General features: G+C 50.8%; 17 protein-coding genes. All 17 read left to right on the top strand.

Annotated features, from left to right (window positions below):
* The first annotated feature begins 322 nt into the window (after nt 1–322).
* The gene (locus tag H583_RS0100160; protein WP_028558700.1) at nt 323–2491 is read left to right on the top strand and encodes a hypothetical protein; all 2169 of its coding nucleotides are present in this window, start codon (nt 323–325) and stop codon (nt 2489–2491) included.
* A 388-nt stretch (nt 2492–2879) separates the two neighbouring features.
* Entirely contained in the window at nt 2880–3305 is a 426-nt protein-coding gene (locus H583_RS0100155) for a hypothetical protein (protein ID WP_028558699.1), read from the top strand.
* Between the two features lie 112 nt (nt 3306–3417).
* The gene (locus tag H583_RS37795; RefSeq protein WP_028558698.1) at nt 3418–3864 is read left to right on the top strand and encodes a J domain-containing protein; all 447 of its coding nucleotides are present in this window, start codon (nt 3418–3420) and stop codon (nt 3862–3864) included.
* Nucleotides 3865–3870: 6 nt separating this feature from the next.
* Nucleotides 3871–4452, top strand: a complete 582-nt coding sequence (locus tag H583_RS0100145; protein ID WP_154665760.1) for an FHA domain-containing protein — start codon at nt 3871–3873, stop codon at nt 4450–4452.
* A gap of 27 nt (nt 4453–4479) precedes the next feature.
* Nucleotides 4480–5022, top strand: a complete 543-nt coding sequence (locus tag H583_RS0100140; RefSeq protein WP_028558696.1) for an FHA domain-containing protein — start codon at nt 4480–4482, stop codon at nt 5020–5022.
* The gene (locus H583_RS0100135) at nt 4986–5873 is read left to right on the top strand and encodes a PP2C family protein-serine/threonine phosphatase (RefSeq protein WP_245585805.1); all 888 of its coding nucleotides are present in this window, start codon (nt 4986–4988) and stop codon (nt 5871–5873) included. The genes H583_RS0100140 and H583_RS0100135 overlap by 37 nt, the downstream gene beginning before the upstream one ends.
* Before the next feature lie 6 nt (nt 5874–5879).
* Complete coding sequence (locus H583_RS31425; RefSeq protein WP_051235784.1) at nt 5880–7685, top strand: SpoIIE family protein phosphatase; 1806 nt, start codon at nt 5880–5882, stop codon at nt 7683–7685.
* A 199-nt stretch (nt 7686–7884) separates the two neighbouring features.
* Nucleotides 7885–9168 carry a hypothetical protein gene (locus tag H583_RS0100125; protein ID WP_028558694.1) on the top strand — a complete coding sequence of 428 codons (1284 nt, stop codon included), beginning with the start codon at nt 7885–7887 and terminating at the stop codon, nt 9166–9168.
* Nucleotides 9159–9854: a hypothetical protein gene (locus H583_RS0100120; protein WP_036708007.1), complete on the top strand. Its 696-nt coding sequence runs from the start codon at nt 9159–9161 to the stop codon at nt 9852–9854. Before H583_RS0100125 ends, H583_RS0100120 begins: the two co-directional genes overlap by 10 nt.
* Nucleotides 9855–9902: 48 nt before the next feature.
* A complete protein-coding gene (locus H583_RS0100115; protein WP_028558692.1) occupies nt 9903–12566 on the top strand; it encodes an Hsp70 family protein in 2664 nt (887 codons plus the stop codon).
* 24 nt (nt 12567–12590) lie between these two features.
* Nucleotides 12591–13376 (top strand): hypothetical protein, encoded by a 786-nt coding sequence (locus tag H583_RS0100110; RefSeq protein ID WP_028558691.1) that lies wholly within the window; start codon nt 12591–12593, stop codon nt 13374–13376.
* Between the two features lie 30 nt (nt 13377–13406).
* Nucleotides 13407–14915, top strand: coding sequence for a contractile injection system protein, VgrG/Pvc8 family (locus H583_RS0100105; protein ID WP_028558690.1), 1509 nt, complete (start codon nt 13407–13409; stop codon nt 14913–14915).
* A 20-nt stretch (nt 14916–14935) separates the two neighbouring features.
* On the top strand, nt 14936–16042 hold the full coding sequence (locus tag H583_RS0100100; protein WP_028558689.1) for a pentapeptide repeat-containing protein: 1107 nt from the start codon (nt 14936–14938) through the stop codon (nt 16040–16042).
* A 2-nt stretch (nt 16043–16044) separates the two neighbouring features.
* Complete coding sequence (locus tag H583_RS0100095) at nt 16045–16545, top strand: imm11 family protein (protein ID WP_028558688.1); 501 nt, start codon at nt 16045–16047, stop codon at nt 16543–16545.
* Nucleotides 16546–16563: 18 nt separating this feature from the next.
* Nucleotides 16564–17217, top strand: coding sequence for a hypothetical protein (locus tag H583_RS0100090; RefSeq protein ID WP_028558687.1), 654 nt, complete (start codon nt 16564–16566; stop codon nt 17215–17217).
* A gap of 13 nt (nt 17218–17230) precedes the next feature.
* Nucleotides 17231–17614, top strand: a complete 384-nt coding sequence (locus tag H583_RS0100085; protein ID WP_028558686.1) for a DUF4280 domain-containing protein — start codon at nt 17231–17233, stop codon at nt 17612–17614.
* A 93-nt stretch (nt 17615–17707) separates the two neighbouring features.
* Nucleotides 17708–20554 (top strand): contractile injection system protein, VgrG/Pvc8 family, encoded by a 2847-nt coding sequence (locus H583_RS0100080; RefSeq protein WP_036708003.1) that lies wholly within the window; start codon nt 17708–17710, stop codon nt 20552–20554.
* Nucleotides 20555–20563 lie beyond the last annotated feature (9 nt).

Genomic DNA, 20563 nt, shown 5'->3' with positions numbered 1-20563 from the left:
TATCAGGGCTACGCTATAGTAAAAATACACTACTACCAGAAAAAAGAAAAGGATTTTGTTGGAATTGGACATAATCCGACAGACAGTTGCGACAAAATGAACGTTTTTTAGCTAATTATCAGCAATTATTTCGACAATATGGGAAAATGTGATTCTAAGAATTGCTATTTCTATAGATGTCAGAAGATTCTGTTAATTGGTTGAAGCGCTTGAGGTATTATGCCTTGAGCTGTTCTTTGATGTGTTTTTTAGTATTAAATTGCGAGGGGAGGAAGCTGCCGGGCTTGAGAGATGCATGGTCAGGCCTGTGCAGTAAGGCAGAATGGATATTATTAACCAGACGAACCGTACGATTCTGTTTGAGGAAATTAATCCGGAGAAGCTTGATCTGGTCACCATCGTTGGTGATGTAAAAGGGATCGACAGCGTCAGCGACGAGCTGCTGAAGGAAATTAACGGACATTTGCTGGTGGGCAGCTTTGATGATTTTCTGAACAAGTTTTCCCCAACCGTTTACTCCTTTTACAATGCAGCCAACCAAAAGGTCGTTTATACACTGAAGAAGCCGGAAGGCATCTCCGATGAATTGATCTCGGAAATCCGGATTGACCAAAATAATGATTTTCTTAAAATGTTGTTCACGCTGGTAGATACGAAGCGGAGTCAGGGAGTATCTAATGTCGACTTCAAATTCGAGAATTTGCTCGACATGATTTCTCCGAAGAAGGTCATGGAGGACATTCGCCTGGTGCGTAAAGAGATCCATTACTTGTACTCCCAATATGACAAGCTGGATGATGGCGATCCGAAAAAGCTCGACCTGGGCGACAAGCTGAACCGGATGTTTGAGGATGCGAGCGCCAACTACAACAACGTTATGGCAATGCTTCCGCTGGCGATTGAGGATATCAAGACACGCCTGCTGCTCGGATCGGGGCAGGAGGAGAATAAATCCGAGGCTGTCCTGGTCGGCAAGCTTATGATCGGTGATGACGGCGAGCTCAAAATTATCGAAGCGCCAAAAAGTGACAGCACCGAACTGCTTGTCTTGTCTGAGGACACCGGGGGCGGACTGGCGAAGGAGTTCGAACAGGACTACGAGGCGCTGACCGATACGCCATCCCCTTATATCAAGGATCTGGTGGTGCGGACGTTCTCTCCGTTGCCTGCTGTGCAAAACGAGATCGACACCGAGATTGAAGTGCAAAATTATAATACGTACCTGGAGTTTTACAAGACAGCCAAGGATGACTTCGTGAAAACGGTCAAACCGCTTGTGGAGAAAATGCTCGGCGTGAAAATGTTCTTCGACCAGTATGAGACCAAGAACAGAGGCATGCAGCCGAAGCTTCTCATCACCAACTGCAAGCTGGATATGATGATGAAGAGCAGCAACATTCCTAGGCTGGAGACATTCCTGAACACAGTCAACGCCAAAAATGATTTCAGCGAAACGATCTGGTTCGGTATTGTACCATCTGTGGATCTCGAATCTGCGGGCAAGGTATCGATGCGCCGTGAGCGTTTCCGCGGAAATGAGAAGGCGGTCAAGCAGGACAGCAACACAATGGAGTCGCTCTCCATGCTGCTGCAAATTGTGAAGGACTATAAGATTCAAGTGTTCTTCAGCTTTGAAAATGGCGAGGATACAACGTTCAGCAGCGTAGCGACTTCAGGCATCGATAAGTACATCGATAAATGCTCTGTGCTCATGCGCAAGGAATTCAGCGAATTCGCGATTCCGGCTTTGCCGAATTTCACTGTCATTCCGAAGGATAAATCAGGTGTGGTCATTGACAGCCGTATGCTGCAAACCGACGATGGCGTTCAGCTTTCCAAGGAGAAGGAAGATATTCTCAAGCTGTGGATCGAGGGCGTATACATCGGTGCTGCTTATGTGGCAGCAGGTCTTGTTGCGGCTTACCAGTGTCCGGATTATCTGAAGGACAAATTCCGCTCGGTGAGCAAGAACTATCCGGGTGTGCGGTTTGACATTGAGGCAGGGGATCATGGGCTGCGTGCAGTGACAACGATGGCGAAGGAGATTTCCGGCTTCACGAACAACATCAAGGATGCCATCAACCGCAAAAACTTCGGCTTCGTCTTCTCCTCCGAGAATGCGCAGCTTGGAGATCGCGATATTAAGCGGATTACGGTCTACAAAGCCAGAAGTCTGGCAGCAGTAGAGGACGGATTCGATTCCATCTATAAAACGCTTGTCAGCACCTACATCGAGCGGATTCTCCGCTTCCAGTCGGGTGACTTCAAGCATGACAATATTATTTTCTTCTTCAGCAACAATCCGAGCAGCCAGAAGAGCCGTTGGCTGAGCACCCGTGGCTCCGTCAATTCGATTCTTCATGATGGCGACGACATGAGCCACATTATCGACGAGAAGAGCAATCTGTGCCACATCGATCTGGTCTTTAACGGCAATGTGAAGAACCTGGAGGTTACGATTACGAAGGGGACGACGCCGGTAAAAGCGTAGAGTTTTGCAGCAATGACCGCTGCGCGGAAAAGTTCATCTTCCGATTCCTTCTTGCCCCCGAATTCCCGGAATAATATCTTGGCAGATAAAATTCGGGGGCAAATGGAAACGCTGCGCTTCTCCAGATGATACTTTTCCACTCCGCTATGGTGCTGCAAGAAGAACTACTGCTTAACGGGCTAAGGGAGCAAAAAATAGGCAGGAAAAACCAAACACGTAAACCTGCGCAATAGCAACAAAGCACAGGCAAGCCCATAGCAGCGCTACAGCAAACTTGCAGCAAATTCTATCAAGGGTGTTAGAGACGAGCCACGGCCGTCTTTAATCATATACGCCCCGTAACCCTGACAGGGAAGCGGGAGCCATTATTAGAGAGGATGTTTAATGAATGGGATTCGTATTGAAAGTAGAAGGTTCTGAAGCAATCGAGCTGGGTATGGATAACATCAAAACTGTTTCTTACAAAACAGACACGCCTAATGACTCCAATGCCCGTTCTACCGATGTAGGTACAACGCTGCAAATTACAGGCAAAATCATTACAGCTACTGATGGTGACGGCGCTGACGACACCAAGAAGCTGGCTCTGTGGTCGCTGGTTCCTGCTGAGAAGGCAGACTGCTACCGCAAAGTAACGGTAGATGTAATCGCTGCGGACCAAGTTGTTCGTCAGATCACGTTCCCGAACGCGTTCATCGTCGACTACACCGAGCGCTTTGGCGACACGGAAGGCGTTGGCGAATTCGCGCTGCTGCTCAAACAAAAGAAAGACAAAACCGAGTACATCAAACTCGATGGCGGTTTCAACGCTTAAGCACTTATTGCTATCATTTGCAAAAATGGCTGCTGCTCTCTTCCTGACGGCGGCAGCCGTTTTTTCAGTCCCGGCCCTGCTCTATAAAATCAAATGATTGAGGATGAAAGATATGCAAAGCTATTATGAGGTGCTTGGAGTTGCAAGAACGGCAACAGCAGCAGAATTGAAGAGCGCTTACCGAAAACTGGCCAAGCAGCTTCACCCTGATGTGAACGGCGGTACGGCAGAAGCAGAGCAGCGCTTCAAGAAGCTGAAGGAAGCTTATGAGACACTGTCAGATCCGGAAAAGAGACAGGCTTATGATCTGGGAGGCAACACATCCGGCACAGGTCGTGCAGGAAGTGCTGAATCGCAACCAGGAAGCAAAACAGCGGGGCAGGCGAAGGCGGCTGATTACAAGTTTGATCCGGCTAAAGCAGCCCAATCCTTCGATCGTTTCTTCGGCTTTCATCCGGATTCGAAGAAACGCAGCTCCGATGCATCTGGTGCGTCAGGCACCAAGCGCAATCCGCTCGATATGACGGACCGTTTTAATCAGTTTTTCGGAAAAAGGTAGGCGATCATGATGACGAATACGGAAGCGGAAGCGCAGCAGCCCCGGTACCGTGTGCCCTGGTGGACGACGCTGATTGATGCGCTCATTATCGTAACGGTAACTGCGCTGCTCACGTATACCTATGCGTTCCAGCCTGTTGAATTTCTCAAGGTTGCCGTAGGAGTGCTGCTCGGACTCATTGTCCTGATTTATATCATTTTGGCATACCGGATTAAACCACGTCCGTTATCCGCAGCTCCCGGCAGACGTATAGCCAGCAAGCTGATCCTGATCGATGAAGAAGGCGAGAGTCTTAAGGAATGGTATGTGCAGGGGGAAACTTCGCTTGTCATCGGCAAAAGCAGCCCGCAGGAGGAAGTGGATATCGATCTGTCGGATACCGAATATGCGTCCTTGATCAGCTCCCAGCATGCGGTACTGAATTATGCGGCAGGCAAGTGGTATGTCGAGGATGCGGATTCCCGCAACGGTATCGGATTGCGCAGGGCAAGCAGCAGTGCTGTCCAGCGTATGGACCCGGAGAAGCCGCATGAGGTTGGCGTTGGCGACATGTTATACATAGCGAATACACGAATCATATTGAAATAGGACAAATAGTTGAAGTGAGGAATGCAGATGAGTCTGACTAGATGTGCGAATGGACATATGTTCAGTACAAGAAAACACGGCCATATTTGTCCGTACTGCAGCATTTCGGTGGAAGCTCCGGCTGCCCGGAAGGGAAATGCGGCATCAGCTCCAATGACGGAAACCGACGACAAGACAATGCCTTATATGGGTGAGGTAGAGGGAATTGACCCGGTTACAGGCTGGCTGGTCTGTGTTGAAGGGCCACAGCAGGGCCAGGATTACCGCATTATGGCGGAGAAAAACTTTATTGGGCGCTCCGAGGAAATGCATATCCGGATACTCGGCGACAATACGATTTCCAGACGAAATCATGCGGTCATTGTCTATGACCCGAAGAAAAGAAACTTTTATCTGCTCCCCGGTGACGCATCCGGGCTGGCCTACCACAACAACGAAGCCATTTACGCCCCGGTAGAGCTGGCTGCCTATGATGTGATTGAGCTTGGGCGGAGCAAATTCATATTTATTCCGCTGTGTGGGGTGCACTTTGAATGGGAGCACCAGAAGGGGCAGACGGGGCAGCCATGATCGGGAAAGAGGTTGAAGCCTGGATCATTATCGCTGTTCTGGCGGCCCTGCTTGTGATTTTACTCATTTTAAGAACCAAGCTGCCAAGCAGGATGGAGACCAATGGGGCGAATGTGCGCAGCGGAATTATAATTGGCAACGGACAGACGATCGGCAGACGCGAGGAGCAGGATGACTATTTTGCGACCGCAACGATTGGCCCGCGTACGATTGCAGTCATTGCAGACGGCATTAGCGGACTTGCCAATGGCCGGGCAGCGAGCATGACGGCTGTGTCCGTCTGGATGAAGGAATTTATCAAGCAGGAAGCGCCGGCCGAGAAGGAGGATTTTTTCCTGAAAACGGCTCATGTTGCCAATAAGGAGGTCATCCGGGAGTTAGGGGGCGCGCGTGGCGGCACGACATTTGCCGCAGCTGTCATCGTGAACGGGTACTTGTATTGGGGAGCGGTCGGCGACAGCATGATTGCGCTGTATCGCAACGGCGAGCTTCAAATGGTTAACCAGCAGCATACGCTGGAGGCGGTCCTGGAGGAACGTTATCTGGCAGGCAAAATTACGCATAGCGAGGCCGTAGCCCACCCGGGAAAACGGCAGCTCGTGAATTACCTGGGCTATGAAAATTTTAAGCAAATGGATATTGGAGAGCCGATTGCACTGAAAAAATCGGACAAGGTGCTGCTCTGTACAGACGGCATTACAAACAGCCTGACGGAGCTTGAGCTGTGCACACTGCTGGAGCGGGATTTGCCTGCCGAGGAATTGGCGGATCTCATTATCGAGGCGGTGGACGAGAAACAGCTCAGCCATCAGGACAATGCCACCGTCATTTTACTGGAAAAGGGCTGGTAACGACTGATGCGCAAGGAAAATAGCGAATTCATGACAGCCTTTGTATCCGAAGCCGGAACCTCGCTGTACAACCGGGATTATTTTGCCTTTACAGAGCTGGATGATTTGGCCTGCTGGGTGATTGCAGACGGATTGGACACTGATCAGGAAGCATCCAGTGCCAAGCTGGTTGTGACAAGCATTCTCAAGCAGTTTATGGACAAGCCGTCCATGTCGAGACGAAGCGTAAGAAAATATGTACACACCGCTCATCAGCTTCTACAGACAGAGAGCACCCGTGTCCGTCTGAAAGCGGGCGTAACGGTTATCGTGACCAATTATTCGCAGGTCGTATGGGCGGTAGCCGGACATTCGCGTTTCTACTTGTTCCGCAATCGCCGGCTGCATGCCCGCAGCGAAGATCAGAGCCTGTCCTGGCAGCTTGCCAAGGAGGAAGCGATCTCGGAAGACCAGTTGAACCGCCATGAAGAGCGACATAATTTGCTCCATTATGCCGGACAGCCGGGAGAATTCAAGCCGTTTGTATCGAATAAGCACCGTCTGAGCGATGGCGATGTCATGATGCTCTGCACGCCCGGCATGTGGGAGGGCGTAGACCATACAGAGCTGATGGATGCCGTTGCCGAGGCGCAGGATCACACCGGGCTTGCCGATACGATGGAAGAACTATTATTAAGCAAACAAAGGGATAAAATACCTAATTATACAATTTGTTCAATATTTGCAAATAAGGTTTTTCAGGAAGACCCGAAAAAGCGTGCCAAGCTAATAAAGCGAATTTTGCTCATTCTCATACCTCTGCTGCTTGTCGGGGGAGGCGCTACTTATATGATGGTCCGCAGCATCGCCAAGAAGGCGGAATCGGTCGCCAGCATGTTCGAACATGCCCGCAACGCGGAGGTATTCATTGAAGACAGCGACTACCCGAATGCGGTCAAGGAATTCAGTGAAGCACGGAATGCAGCCAAGCGTGTCAAGGACCGGATACATCTGGAGATTTACGACAAGAAGCAGCGAATTTCCCAGCTTATTGTGACGGGAGACGGATTTTTGAAGGATGGCAACTACGAGCAGGCGGTCGCAAGCTATCAGAAGGCACAGCAGGAGGCCAAGGGAGACAAGCTGTTCGACCAGAAGATGCTGGAGGATAAAATTGCCCAGGCCGAGTCGGTACAGCAGGTGCTGGACTGGATGAAGGAAGGGGACCTCAAAGCCCAGGCTCAGGATTATGAGGCAGCGAGGAAGCTGTATGCCCGCGCCCGGAAGGCGGCGATCGAAGCGAACTTCGCCAGTGGAGAGAAGGAGCTCAAGGCGAAGCTGGAAGACAGCGAAGCGAAGCTTGCGGATATTGAACGGGAGCTGAAGGTCATTGCAGGCGGCAAGTTCGAGAAGCAGGCGGAGCTGAGCGAGGCTGAAGGGGATTTTGCGGCAGCAATCAGCGGTTATTCGTCAGCGCAGGAAATTTACCAGGGCATCGGGCTGCTGGAGAAGGTGCTCGCCATGGAGCGGAAAATTTCCAAAGTACAGGAGCAACTGCAGGCCAGTCAGACGGCCAAGAGCCAGGCCGGCAAGGAGGGAGAAGCCCGAAGGCTGGAGACGAAGGGTGACGGGGAGTACGCAGAGCAGCAATATGCGAAGGCGATGTTCTCCTACCGCATGGCGCAGAAGCTGTACCAGGAAACCGAGCTGCTGGATGATGTGCTGAATGTAGGAGACAAAATGCTCAAGACAGAGGCACAGCTGGAAGAGGCCATGGCCCTTTCGGATAGTAAAAACGGCAAAGACGGAGCGGCAGACAGTAATCCATCGTAGGGAGCAGTTGGCTCGGCAGGCACTAGCCAATCGCAGGGAGCAGTCGGCAGCGACCGCAAACGCGGCAGTGACAGGTAATGCGGCTATTCCAGATAACTGAATAAGTTTGCCGTGTTTGATGCCCAAAACCGTGTGATGATGCGGCAACAGCAATGCAAGTGGGGAGAACAGATCAGCAAGGGAGGCGTGGCGCATGTCGATGAAGGAGCTGGTGATGGACCGGCTGAACCGGATGGAGGACCTGGAGCAGCGCAAGCTGCTCAAAAATATGATGACCGGACTGTTTCTGAATCTGGTGGAATATCAGGAGGAAATGAGCCGGGAGCTTCAGGACCGGGTATTTTCCGAGGTCGAGGATCATGAGGAGCGGCATGATATTTATGCCTCCCTGTGCTCGCGTGAAGGGGTAGACCCGATTCATGAGTTTCTGTTCCCGATGCTGCCGGAGGATATGGAGCCGCTGGAATATGATCTGCGTGAGCTGGCTGAAAGGATGCAGAGCAAGGAAGAGACGGTGCTGTCCACCGTTTTTCTCGAATGTGGCTACAATCTGCTCCGCACGCTGGACAACGGTGTCCGTCATTTTCAGGGCGGGCTTGTAACCTCTGGCGGCACATATCCGATTCAGGTCAGACTTCGCAAAAGCCGCAGATACACAGATGAAATTGAAAGGCTCTACGAGGTTTTTCAGCAAAACGGCATTGCGTGGAAGACGATCAATCATCCTTATCTGCACAAGTTCTACGAAGTCATTCTGGTATCCTGTGAGCATCAGCCGGAGGCGGAGGAAGAGGTCAAGGAAATTTCCGTTCATCTGGAGGAGTTTGAGCCTTACAAGCGTCTGGATCTCGTCCCGCTGTGGAATATCGAGCGGCTGCTGCTGCGCAATGCGGGCTTTCCGATTCCGGCAGAGGACCGGGTGAATTTTGAGCATGTCCTTTCCCTGCGGAAAACAGGCGAAGAGCATGGTTATCTGGTTAATGCCAAGGATGCGCCGATCCGGTATATCAAGCGGATGCCCGCGGATCTTGTCGTGGTGTCGCCGGATGACAAATCCGGCGACTGGGAAGTGATGAAGCTGACGCGTCCCAAGGAAGGGCTCGTTACAATGACAGAATATGAGCTCGTATCCAACCGGAGGCAGAGCAGCTTTATTGGCCGGTATGCGGGGAAGAGGGTTGTCCGGGCAAAGGGCGAGCTGCTCCGGATTGCGAATTCCTTTGAAGTGGCTTCCAAGCTGGAACTGGAGAGCATTGAGCTTCTGAATGCGGGAGGCAAAAGGGAGACGGCAGCTACCTACAGCTTAAATGCCTTCGTCAGCGACAGCATCCGTACCGACCTGGACAAGAAAACACTGCTGCTGCGCTTCAGAAAGCGGGATACAGCAGCGGAAAGCTTTATTTTGCAGGATTTAATGAGCTTTGTCGTCTCCGAGCTGCAAATGCATTTTCCGGAGTACAACTGTGAAGGAGAATGGGCTTGAATTACATATGGGACTTAGTCATCCGTGCGGAGCAGCAGGGGCTGGCGAGAGAGAAGCTGCACTTCCGTCCGGGCCGCGTGTTCTCTCCCTATATGGAGCTGAGCCCGGTCGACCTGAATGCGCGCATGGTGGAGCAGGCAGTAGACGTCAATCCTTATTACCGGTTTTACGAGCTGTTCAAGGATATGTTTGATGTCAATGTGGAGGATGCACCGGAGCTGCGTGACGCGTTGTTCGATATTATCGTGCACTTCCTTGCGGAGCTTGATCTGAAGCAGGGAATGAACAAGCGGGAATATTACATTCGTTTCGTGCTTGCGGATATGGAAGCGGGAAGGTTCGGTGAAGGGGTGAGCAGGGCATTGTGCCTGTTCAGCCGGGAGGAACGCGACCGCATCGCGGGCAATGTGCTGCGGCTGTATGAGACAGGCGAGGCGCTGTACCTGCTGCGGGACACGCTGCGCTATGTGTTTCCGCGCTCTACGCTGTATGCCCATTGCGAGGAGCGGGACGAGCTGCTGCTGTATATCGGGCAGGAAAATAACGAGATTACACAGGCCAAGGCAGGGCTCATTATGGATTTGTTTCTGCCGGAGCGATTCCAGACTGAGCTGTATTGGGAGGCGCACTTTGGCATTGTGGATGTGGAAGAGACAATGCGGCTGGACTGCATCGCAATGTATTAGCCGTATGATTTGAAACAATTCAAACCGAGCCGGAGGAGGGAGGCTGCTATGAAGGGATTAACATACCGGTTGCACAAGCGGCCTGGACAGGTCTTGCAGGATAGCTCGAGTCCGGTTAACCGCTACACGGAGGATGAGCTGACGGAGCTGACAACCTTTCAGCTTCAGCAGATCTGTCAAAAGGAGAAGCTGGTCGCCGGACTCGCCCATACGCTTGATCGTGAAGGACTGGTGCGGACCATTTTGAAATACCGCAATGCCGAAGAACGCCGGCTAATCCGGGAGAATCGCGAAGGCGGCTTTGAGCGGGTTCAGGCAGCTCTTCAATCCTATTTGAATTCGCTGCTTGCAGATCAGGGGCAGCTCAGCGGGCCGGCCAAGCTGGTGCTTTGGAACGGGCTGAAGGTGGGAAGGAGGGACCGCTACCGGATTAGCGGAGCTTCTATGCTGGGCGAGTCTAATGTGCTGCTTGTCAGCGAAGATCTGGAGCTGTGCGGAATCTTTAATCTGGTTAAGGAACGTACGGCGGGGAACGAGGGCCGCTTTTGCCTGGAGTCAGAGGGAAGGCAGTGGAGGCCCACATCCAATCGCCATTACAGCCTGCTTTTTTTCCGCAAGGCCGATTCCGACTATCTGTACCGGACCTACTACGAGGACCGGCCGCAGCCGCCGGTAAATCTTCATTACTACAAGCTGCCGGTTGCAGGGCTCGAAATTCGCGAGCCGGAGGAAACGGAGGCTGTGCTGGCGATCGATTTTGGAACATCGGGAACAACAGCAGGCGTTTATCTGAGCCATGATTACGTATCCTCCCCATCCAGGCTGGACCTCTTGAACGGCATGATCAAGCCGAATGCGATCAATTATGTGGTATTTCCGGATTCAGCCTTGGATACAGAGGAATGGACGGAGCTGCTCCCTACTGTTGTGAGCGCGGAGGATTGTTCGATTATGGGCAATCCGCGTTACGGATTCGGCTCCGAGGCGCTTCGGACGATGCGACGCAACAGCTATGGAGGGCAGGCTACCGTATTCCGGGGACTCAAGCGCTGGGTGAACCAGCCGGATAAGGAAGAGGAACTGACGGATGCGGGCGGGCAGACGATGCGTGTGAAGCGGAGCGATATTTTGCGCGCTTACCTGAGCTATGTCATTGAAATGGCAGAGCATCAGTTCAAATGCCGGTTCCGCGCGCTGCATTTTACGAGTCCGGTCAAGCTGAAAGCGCAGTTTCTCGCGTTATTTGCTTCTTTGCTGCCGGATTACCGGATTGAACAGGAGCATGCCCTGGATGAAGGGCTGGCCGTTCTGTACAACACGATAGCCGGGCAAATCGGGCGGGGCAGTTTTATGGACGGTGAGGAATATCAGGCGCTCGTCATTGACTGTGGCGGCGGCACGACAGACCTGTCCTCCTGCCGCTTCTCGATCCAGGATGACCGCATTGCTTACCGGCTGGACATTCACGCCACTTACGAGAACGGCGACACGAACTTTGGCGGCAACAATATCACGTACCGCATTATGCAATATATGAAACTCGCATTTGCTGCCTACTACAAGGGGACAAGCGAGAAGCCGGATATTGACAGTCTGCTGGACGCGCAGGGCACGGATATTTACCGCCGGGTTGACGAGGAAGGGGCAGCCGCTGTCTATGCGCAATTTGAGGCGGCGTATGAGGAAGCGGAGCGGACGATACCGACCCGCTTTGCCGATTATGTCAACCGGTCGCGCGATGAATATTTGCGGGTTCGCAATAATTTTTATTTCCTGTGGGAAATAGCCGAGCGCATGAAGGAGCAGTTTTATGAGCGGACGGGAATGATCCGCAGCAGGTTTCATGCCGGAGCCGGAGAGGAAGCGGAGGCAGATTTGCATGTGACGGCTGTGGACCGCTGGCTGCTGTCGGTTATGCAGGACGGACGGTTCCGGGATGCGCATGATCATCCTGATGTGGTGTTTAATATCCGGGAGATCAACCGTCTGATTCAGGCTGATATTTACGATATCGTACGAAAGTTTCTGGACGAATTTTACCGGGACGGGCGGCTGCAGCAGTATTCGATTATTAAACTGACCGGCCAGTCCTGCCGGATCGATGCTTTTCGCGAAGCGCTCAAGGAGTTTGTGCCGGGGCGCAGCATTGAATTTCGCCAGAAGCAGCAGGAGACAGGCCGGGTACCGGATTTGAAGCTTTCTTGCCTGCGGGGCGCGATCCGTTATCTGGCTGACCGCAAGGCCGGTGTTGTCGAAGCCAGAATAACGGGCGGGGCGCCCGTTATTCCGTACTCCGTGGCTGCTTACGCCCATAACGGGCAGGAGCAGGTGCTGATCAACAGCCTGGGGCGGACGAATCTGGTGCGGGGCAGTATCTCGCGTCCGTCTGGTGTCGGGGAAATCGAGCTGTTCCTCAGCGGAAGCGAGGGCGGCGTAAGACGCAAATACATTTATTTCAACAATCCGAAGCTGTATAAGCAGACCTTATATGAAGAAATAGCTGCAGAGTATGGCAGTCGCATTCCACAGGGAGAGACGGACGCGATTGTAAACGGCGAGGTGAAGCTGTTCGTATTTGCCGGAGAGCACAACTGGGGCTTTGAAGCGGTTCCTGTCTCGCGCCGGGACGAGCTGCTGTACCTGGGCCCGCGGCAGTTTTTCGCCTTTGAAACCGACCTGTCGGAGCTGGACTTTTTTGACGGGATGAAATAACGGCATGGAAGGAGAATTGGCCTCATGTTTGTGGACCGCTACCCCAACTTTGAAAAAGGGCGCATTCTAAAGTCTGAAATGATGGGCAATTTAAGGGATTATCCACGAATGCTCACAGAGCTATACTGGGAGGACTATTCGAACGGTATTATAACAGGGGCCGAAATCAGGACCGGCAATCATCATCTGACCGTTACCAGGGGGATCGTAAAGCAGGCGGGGAGATTGTATGTGCTGTACGAAGATTACGATCTTCCCTATGAAGCAACCGGCATAGAAACATTAGTCAAGCTCCGTTTTCTTGACCCTGTGATCCGAAGTGACATGGTCTCCTATCATGCGGAAATTGTACTGGATGAGAAGTCTGAACTGGAAGAGTACGAGCTGGAGCTTGGGAGATTCAAGCTTAAACAAGGCGCACAGCTTCGAATGAATTACCAAAGCTTTGAAGATATGGCTACTGAGTATAACACAATTAACTTGATTCATACCCAATACGCGGGACGCAAAAGGAGTACGGTTGCTCCCGCTATTACGCACTATTTTGCATCAGAGCTGTTTAAAAGAGGGAGCAGGGATGTTCTTGATGTTTCATTTGCTATGCAATGTCTGAATGGACGCTCCGTGGAACGTGATGTGATTGAGCAATACTTGTCAGCGAGATTGGGTACAGAGTCGAAAGCATTCAGCAACTTGTCCATTCACCGCTCTTTTACCCGGATTCTTGGCGGCTTATCCAATGGAAATACATCCGGGGTTACGACACAAGGCCGTTTGTACGGAGGGCCTCAGCGAATGTGGGTGGATTAATAATAAAGTCTGACGACTGGAGGGGTTGAAGTGAAACAAGAAGCAGCGCTTACTTATGGGAACATCAAGATTTCTCCCTATAAATTAGTACGATTGCAAACACTGGAAATCACTCAAGTGGTTAATGATCATGCCAGGCTCACATTTAAAGGAATCATTGCGGATGAGAAAAAAGACAGCTATGTAACGACAACAGCATCTAATTCCCAAGTGAAGGTTTTTGTTCTGGAGCCGGAGACGGGGAAGCAAAAGATATTATTTGACGGTGTTGTGCTGGATGTAAAAGTGCAGGCTGTGCTCGGGATTTACTATTTGTCGGTTGAGGCCGTATCCTACACGTATTTGCTGGACATTAAACGTAATAAGCGGTCCTTTCAAAACCCCAATATGACATATAAAAGTATGGTGAAAGCCGTCATTTCTGACTATTCGAAGTCGGATTTCATAGATGAGACTACGAATGCCAAGGCGATCGGGACCTTTGTCATGCAATATGACGAAACGGACTGGCAATTCCTCAAACGCATGGCCTCGCATTTTTACACCTCATTAGTTGCCGTGTCCAGCCTGAATTATCCGACCTTCTATTTCGGGCTGCCAAAGGACCGGAACAAAGGCAAGTTGGAAGTTTCCCAATACTTGGTTAAGAAGCGCATGGCTGACTACCAGACTGCCTCCGAATACAAGGTTCCCGGTGTTAGCGAACAGGATTATACCGTCTATGAAGTGGTAACAAGCAAGACGCTTGAACCTGGAGACGAAGTCAGCTTCAGGTCCAGAAAGCTTGTGGTCGGGAAAGCTGTTATCGCCATCAAGGAAGGATTATTAACGCAAACCTATGAGCTGTATCCAAGGCCGGGACTCAGGCTAAAGAAAGAATACAATGAAGCCATAATAGGCGCTTCCATTCAGGCAAGCGTGCTTCAGGTCAGGAAGGACACGGTAAGAGCAAAGCTGGACATGGACGATCAGGAAGATCCAAGCACAGACTACTGGTTTCCTTATTCAACGATTTATGCATCTGAGGACAATACGGGCTGGTACTGTATGCCCGAACAAGGAGATAGCATTCGAATTTACTTCCCAAGCAAGAAAGAACATCAGGGTTATGCCATCAGTTCTGTCAGGCGTTCAGCACCTGCTGCCGCTGTGCCTGCAAAACAGCAGGCCACTACGGGCAAGAGCAATGCATCTCCCAAATCCGGGGCAGCACCTAAATCCGGCTCTTCGGCAGGAAAAGCCGACTTGATGGCAGATCCGGATAATAAAACCTTCCGGACGAAATACGGCAAAGAAATTCTGCTTGCCAAGGACCGGATTGTCATCTCGGCGAACGGGATGTCGATAACCGTGAGTGACAGCCAGGGCATCTCAATTGTAAGCAATAAAAGCGTAACGATTTCTGCCGGCCAGGACATCTCCATGTCATCCAGTACGATTCAAATCGAAGCGAAGAAAATCGAGCTTAGCGGAAATGAGAATACGATTGTTTTAGAAGATAAAGTCAGTATAGAAGGCTCCGAAATTAAAATGAACTAGGGCATGGGAAAGGGGACGCTATGAAGAAAAGTCAGGCCATAACCCATTTCAAGGAACATATTCTGCTTCCCCTGCTGAGGGAGGAAGTTTATGCTCTTGAAACCTATTTTCATCCCAATAGGGAGATGTTGAAGGAAAGATTAGTCGGGACCTTCCGGAAATTCTGCCTGCAAATCGCGGAGATGCAAAGCAGCAACCAAAAGGAAGCGATCGCCTTTATTCATTTTTCCCTGCTCCGTTCTTCTATGCTCGACCGTTCATTTTGTTATTTAATAGAGGCTTATTCTGAACAATGGTACGCGGATGAAATCGAATGTACGGCTCTCTATGATGCTTCATGGGCGTTTGCATTTATAAATAATGCTGAACCATTAGAAGCCGCACGCAAAGCTTATATTCAGCAGATTCATGCGGCGGATGTAGAGCAATTGCTTCTCAAGGAGGTTGGTGTAGGCCACCAGTTTGTTGCAGCCCTGTTTCGTTCGGCAATCCCGCTAATGGTCAATCTCCCGGAGTATGCAGGTATCCGCAAATCGGACAGGCTTCAGATTCGGATGGGAGAGTACCAGGATGTAAGCGAAGAAGTTTATTCCGAAGATGCGAACCCTGAGCATGCAGAGATAATCTATGCCAAACTCCAGTCTTTGCAGCATGCGGAAGGGGCCTATACAAGCTTCAAGCATACCCGTTTCCCACCGATAACGCTCCGCCAGCTGGATTTGAGGCATGCCGATTTTAGCGGAAGCGAACTGCATAATAGCGGGTTTCCAGATTGTAATCTGGCCGGAACACGCTGGATAGGCAGCCATGCCTCCCATACCGATTTCAGTTACTCCTACATCGGTGATGCGGACTTTTCTAATAGTGAGCTTTCAGGTGCGAATTTTAAGTACACGAATGCTGCAGGGCTGAGAGAGGGGCTTATTCGTTCCCCCGGGATAACCGGATTGAATTTTACCCATGCAAATTTAGAAGGCGCCAATTTCTCCGGTTTCCTTTTTGACAGGGTGGATTTTACCCATGCAAATTTGAAAGATGCCCTTTTCCTTGAAGCGGATAAAGAGAAGCTTGGGCTTAGTGAACAGCAGAAAGCGGTTGTTCGCTGGGTCCATGGAGGGGAGGAGTAAACATGCGGAGCTATTTTTTGTTTATGCAGGATGACCGGATTCCGAATGCATTTATCCCGCCTTCCTTGCCGCCTCGACATAGCTTTGACACTTTGCCTGCAATTTCAGTTATCGATGTGAAGGTACATTCCAATGCGGAGACAGTAGACTGGCTGGAACAGCCGGTAAATATGGTCACTGACCCCATGAAGCAGATTATGGAGAAATATAATAGAGGGCTGCGTTTTAAGCGGGTGTACTACATAGACCGGGAACATTCCTTCCAGCAGCAATATTGGTTCATGGATGTCCCCAAGCTGGACGGGATATCCGGCCAAAGCGAATTTTATCCGGATCAAAGACTCCGGCGGCTGATACTGGACCGGGAAAAGGTTAAAGGCCATCATATTTTTGCTCTTGAGTCTGCTTTGGAGCCCTATATATTTGCCAGCCTTGAAACCGTGGAAAGCTTGCTTCGGAGAGGGTTGACAGGATTTCGACTAAGCAGGGTGGAGTGCAGCTAAAGAGGGGGGAGACAGGACATGACTGTGTATTTGGACGGATTAATCCGGGACGTCATTCAAAATCAGGTGTACGCACGCGAGGTGGAGACGAGTGGGCAGGAGTCCGGAGAGTCTGCTTCCCGGCTGACAACTGAAATGTGTATGGCGGGCATTGAGCGGGGATGGCTGGAACTGGAGCAAGAGAAAATCGCCTTTATCAACCACCAGGTATGGGAAGGCATGCTGGATTTTAAGCTTCCGGATTCGCTGCAGCTTGTGCCCAGAGGGATTGCCCGGAAGGACCGGAAGCCGGATGGACACCAGCATCTTTTGTATGAGCTGAAGGAGCAGGGAGTGATTCTGGGACTTACCTTGATGAAGCATCCATTGCAGCAGGAGCAGGTCGCAATCTTCCATCAGGAGATGATGATACAGACCAAACGGTCCCATCCCGGGATGCAGATTATAAACGCTGAATTACTGGAGCAGGAGAGCGGTTTTCTCGGCTGCTATGAAAGTCTGTTCCCTATGACGAATCCTCCTTACTTTCAAGTCGTATTTACACTTTCCCTGGGTGAAAAGGCATGTTTGGGAAGTTTTCAATTCCGTTTGGAGGACGCAGAAATTTGGCAGCCGGTGTCACAGGCGGTCATCCGCTCCATGAGCTGGCAGGCGGGTTTGAAAATCAACTAAAAGGAGGAGCTGTATGTTCACATCACTTCTGCTGCAGATGCTGATAAAAGGACTTGGCCAGGAAGAGTACTCCTATGTAGTGAGAGAGGCAACGCTGAAATGCAGTGAGGGCACCCATCCCGGCATGTTAAATCTTCCTGCTTGCCATGGGGTATATATCCTGGATAAGCCGGTTATGAATGTGGCGGATTGTGTCCCTGTAGAGAATGTAAGCTGCTTCGGGTTCTGTAATAAAACGCCGGATTATATCTGCAAGCCTGAGTTTACAGAACAGTGGACAGACGGGAAAGAGGATGTGCTTGTGGGCGGGCAGCCTGCGCTATTAAGCAAGTCCAAGCTTATCTGCAAATATAGCGGTATTGTAACCATTGAAGACGATGGGCAGCTGCTGGAATAGAAGGGGAGTTTGTGTTGCCGTTTTGCGGGCAGAGCAATTTCAGGGGTTGTCCCGAAGATCATAGGGTACAACGCCTTTGTGAGGTGAATGCAGATGGGGGAACGCGAGGAGGCGGCATCCTATAGGGATTTAAGATTTGTTTGGCCCTATGGACCGCTTCAAATGGAGGACATCCATATCCGCCAAGGGTATGGAGACCATGCCAGAATCCGGATAACCGGATGGGTACAGGAAAAGCAGGCCTTGGAAATCGAAAGCCGTGCCAGCACCGATGATCATATTGGATTATATCGAATGGAGCCGGGAAAAAAGCAGCAGCCCTTCTTTGTTGGAGAACTGCATCAGGTCGATATTAAGTTCGTTCATAACCTTTATCACGTCGTTCTGGAGGGAATCTCTCACACCTATGATTTTGACAAACGTAAGAAAAACCGCTCGTTTCAACAAACAGACCGTACATATGCGGATATTATAAAAGAAATACTGGCCGGGTATTCAGAGGGCGATCATCTCGATTACGCTTTTTATACGAAACAGACCGGCAGTTTTTTAATGCAGTATGAGGAAACGGATTGGCAGTTCTTGAAACGGCTGGCCTCTCATGCAGGCGCTGAGCTGGCAGCAGATATTTCGGCTCATAAGCAGCGTTTCCTGGCAGGCATACCGGATCGGGGCAACCCGGTTGAGCTGACTGGCGGCGGATTCGAAGTTGTTCGCGGAATGGCGCCGTATTGGGATCACAAGCTGAATCGGGAAGCGCAAGTTCATGAAACGGATTTTACCCGTTTGACCTTCGAGAGACCGGACAAGTATGAATTAGGCCAGGAAGTCAAATATGGCAAACAGACCTTTGTGGTGATTGATTGCAAGGGCGTGATGAAGCAGGGGCTTTTCAAATGGATCTATACATGTGCACTGCCAAAGGGATTGTCTCCCAGAAAGCAATATAACCGGGCGATTATTGGGGCATCCATCAGCGGCAGAATTATCGAGGTCAGCCGGAATCAGGTCAAGCTGCATCTGGAAATGGACGATCAACAGCAGGCCCGGCAAGCACAGTGGTTCCCCTACTCTGCCGAGGGAAACCAGGTATGGTATATGATGCCGGAGAGGGGAACACAGGTCAAGCTGTATTTCCCGAGTGCGGATGAAGATGAGGCCATGGTTGTGCAGTCAGTCCGGGAAGCAGGGACAGGCACAAGTCCGGCGGCGGAGAAGCACAGCCAGAAAATGGCGGACCCGCGTGTTAAATCCTTCGGCAATCCTCAAGGCAAAGAGTTTACACTGGGTGATAAAGAACTGACGATCGCAGCACAGGCAGGAATGCTGTATATATCGATGAATTCGTACAATGGAGTAGGCTTCAACAGTCCCGGCAATGTCCGGTTGAATGCCGCTGGTTCGTTGAAATTAAAGGCTTCAGCCGTCCATATCAAAGGAAAAGAAAAGCTTTCGATTCAGGCAGGCACCCATAAGCTCGAACTGGGTGAGGACGTCAATGTCAGCAGCGGGGAGATTGAATTGACGGGCAGAGAAAGCCATACATTTGAACGGAAGCAAACGGAGTTCGAGAAGGAAGCGGCCGAGCGCGGGATCGAAGTCATGAAGCAAGAGCGGATATCCAACAACCGGATGGCCTTTGAAAAAGGCAGAGTGGATGAGCTCATAGATACAGCCGTCGGGACAGCAAAGGGACTATGGAATTTGATCGTCGACGCTGGGGACCTTGCTGTCGTCGTCGCTATGAGGGGAACAAAAGAGACAGACGATTTATACAGCACCATAAGCGGAACAGAAGTTGCCCCGCTGTCGGAGCGTAATGGCATTGCGATAGGCTTCAACAATACAGTGGATTACGTCAAGAATATCGAGTCGGTGGGTCAGGTATGGGAAGACGGGAAACAGGCCTTCATGAAGGGTGTAGGAGATCCCATACTTGAATCCATGAAAAATCAGAGCCGGAATATACTGACGACGACGGAAGAAGAGAATTATGCGGCGGGCAAAAACGAATTTAAGGTAGAAATGATGGCAGTGGACGTCGCCTTAACGGTTACAACAGGAGGTACGGCAGGAGCAGTGAGGAAGGGAACACAGCTGATCCCGGATGGGCATGTGAAGAAGCCCAAAGACCATACGCCAGACGCACCGCCGGGCATGCTGCGTACAATGACAGAAGGCCAGGAAGTGAGCGCGGCGCCGCCGAAGGACCGGAAGCTGAAGACAAGTGCAGGGAGCTCGGGTTTATTCCAGGGCAGCTTCGCAGACATCCTGGACAAGATGAAGGAAATGCTGGCGACCGCCCCTTTTGGTGGCAGAAGACTGGCGCTGTCAGAAGGAGTGCCAGGCTTTGGAACCCACCGGTTCTCGGATGCCGGTGGAACAGGCGGAAAGCCAAGCCCGGAACGGCAGAACCAGATTGACTGGAATGAACAGGGGCTTTATTCTGGAAGAGACAGGAATAGCAGCGGGGGGAATAAAGAGAAGAATGGTAGTGAGGGTACGCCAAAAGCTCAGACTGATTACACTGGAGGAAGAACTCAAAAGGAACTGGACGATTTAGCAGGCGACCCATCACATGGTGGTAAAATTAGGGATCAAGGTTTGAAAGAAAGAGAGATAGGTCTAGATTTGGAACAACAAGGAAAACTAGGGAAGATAGTACGTGACCCACAAGGAAACGGAGGAGCAGAATTTATTGATACAACAAATAACGTTAAATGGGACGTTAAAAGTTTCGTATCTTATCCAAATGGTCATACTTCACCCAAAAAAGGCGCATTCACAGTAAATAACGGGATGAAGGCAATCAATAAAGAACTAGATAAAAATTACAATGTAATTGTGGATAAAAGAGACATGATTCCTGAACATGTTGAACAGTTAAAAGAGGCAATAGAGAAAGCTGGAATATCAGATAGGATTATTTGGTATCCATAGGAGGGTTAG

This window comes from Paenibacillus pinihumi DSM 23905 = JCM 16419 (assembly GCF_000422505.1).
Lineage (GTDB): Bacteria > Bacillota > Bacilli > Paenibacillales > Paenibacillaceae > Paenibacillus_D > Paenibacillus_D pinihumi.
The sequence above is the reverse complement of the archived record's forward strand: the minus strand, read 5'-3'. Positions and strand labels throughout refer to the sequence as shown.

Coding starts and splice junctions, on each gene's coding strand:
- H583_RS0100135 (WP_245585805.1), top strand. CDS start 4,986: ATGGGAGCACCAGAAGGGGCAGACGGGGCAGCCATGATCGGGAAAGAG.
- H583_RS0100095 (WP_028558688.1), top strand. CDS start 16,045: ATGCGGAGCTATTTTTTGTTTATGCAGGATGACCGGATTCCGAATGCA.
- H583_RS0100145 (WP_154665760.1), top strand. CDS start 3,871: ATGATGACGAATACGGAAGCGGAAGCGCAGCAGCCCCGGTACCGTGTG.
- H583_RS0100085 (WP_028558686.1), top strand. CDS start 17,231: ATGTTCACATCACTTCTGCTGCAGATGCTGATAAAAGGACTTGGCCAG.
- H583_RS0100140 (WP_028558696.1), top strand. CDS start 4,480: ATGAGTCTGACTAGATGTGCGAATGGACATATGTTCAGTACAAGAAAA.
- H583_RS0100100 (WP_028558689.1), top strand. CDS start 14,936: ATGAAGAAAAGTCAGGCCATAACCCATTTCAAGGAACATATTCTGCTT.
- H583_RS31425 (WP_051235784.1), top strand. CDS start 5,880: ATGCGCAAGGAAAATAGCGAATTCATGACAGCCTTTGTATCCGAAGCC.
- H583_RS0100155 (WP_028558699.1), top strand. CDS start 2,880: ATGGGATTCGTATTGAAAGTAGAAGGTTCTGAAGCAATCGAGCTGGGT.
- H583_RS0100080 (WP_036708003.1), top strand. CDS start 17,708: ATGGGGGAACGCGAGGAGGCGGCATCCTATAGGGATTTAAGATTTGTT.
- H583_RS0100115 (WP_028558692.1), top strand. CDS start 9,903: ATGAAGGGATTAACATACCGGTTGCACAAGCGGCCTGGACAGGTCTTG.
- H583_RS37795 (WP_028558698.1), top strand. CDS start 3,418: ATGCAAAGCTATTATGAGGTGCTTGGAGTTGCAAGAACGGCAACAGCA.
- H583_RS0100120 (WP_036708007.1), top strand. CDS start 9,159: ATGGGCTTGAATTACATATGGGACTTAGTCATCCGTGCGGAGCAGCAG.
- H583_RS0100110 (WP_028558691.1), top strand. CDS start 12,591: ATGTTTGTGGACCGCTACCCCAACTTTGAAAAAGGGCGCATTCTAAAG.
- H583_RS0100090 (WP_028558687.1), top strand. CDS start 16,564: ATGACTGTGTATTTGGACGGATTAATCCGGGACGTCATTCAAAATCAG.
- H583_RS0100160 (WP_028558700.1), top strand. CDS start 323: ATGGATATTATTAACCAGACGAACCGTACGATTCTGTTTGAGGAAATT.
- H583_RS0100125 (WP_028558694.1), top strand. CDS start 7,885: ATGAAGGAGCTGGTGATGGACCGGCTGAACCGGATGGAGGACCTGGAG.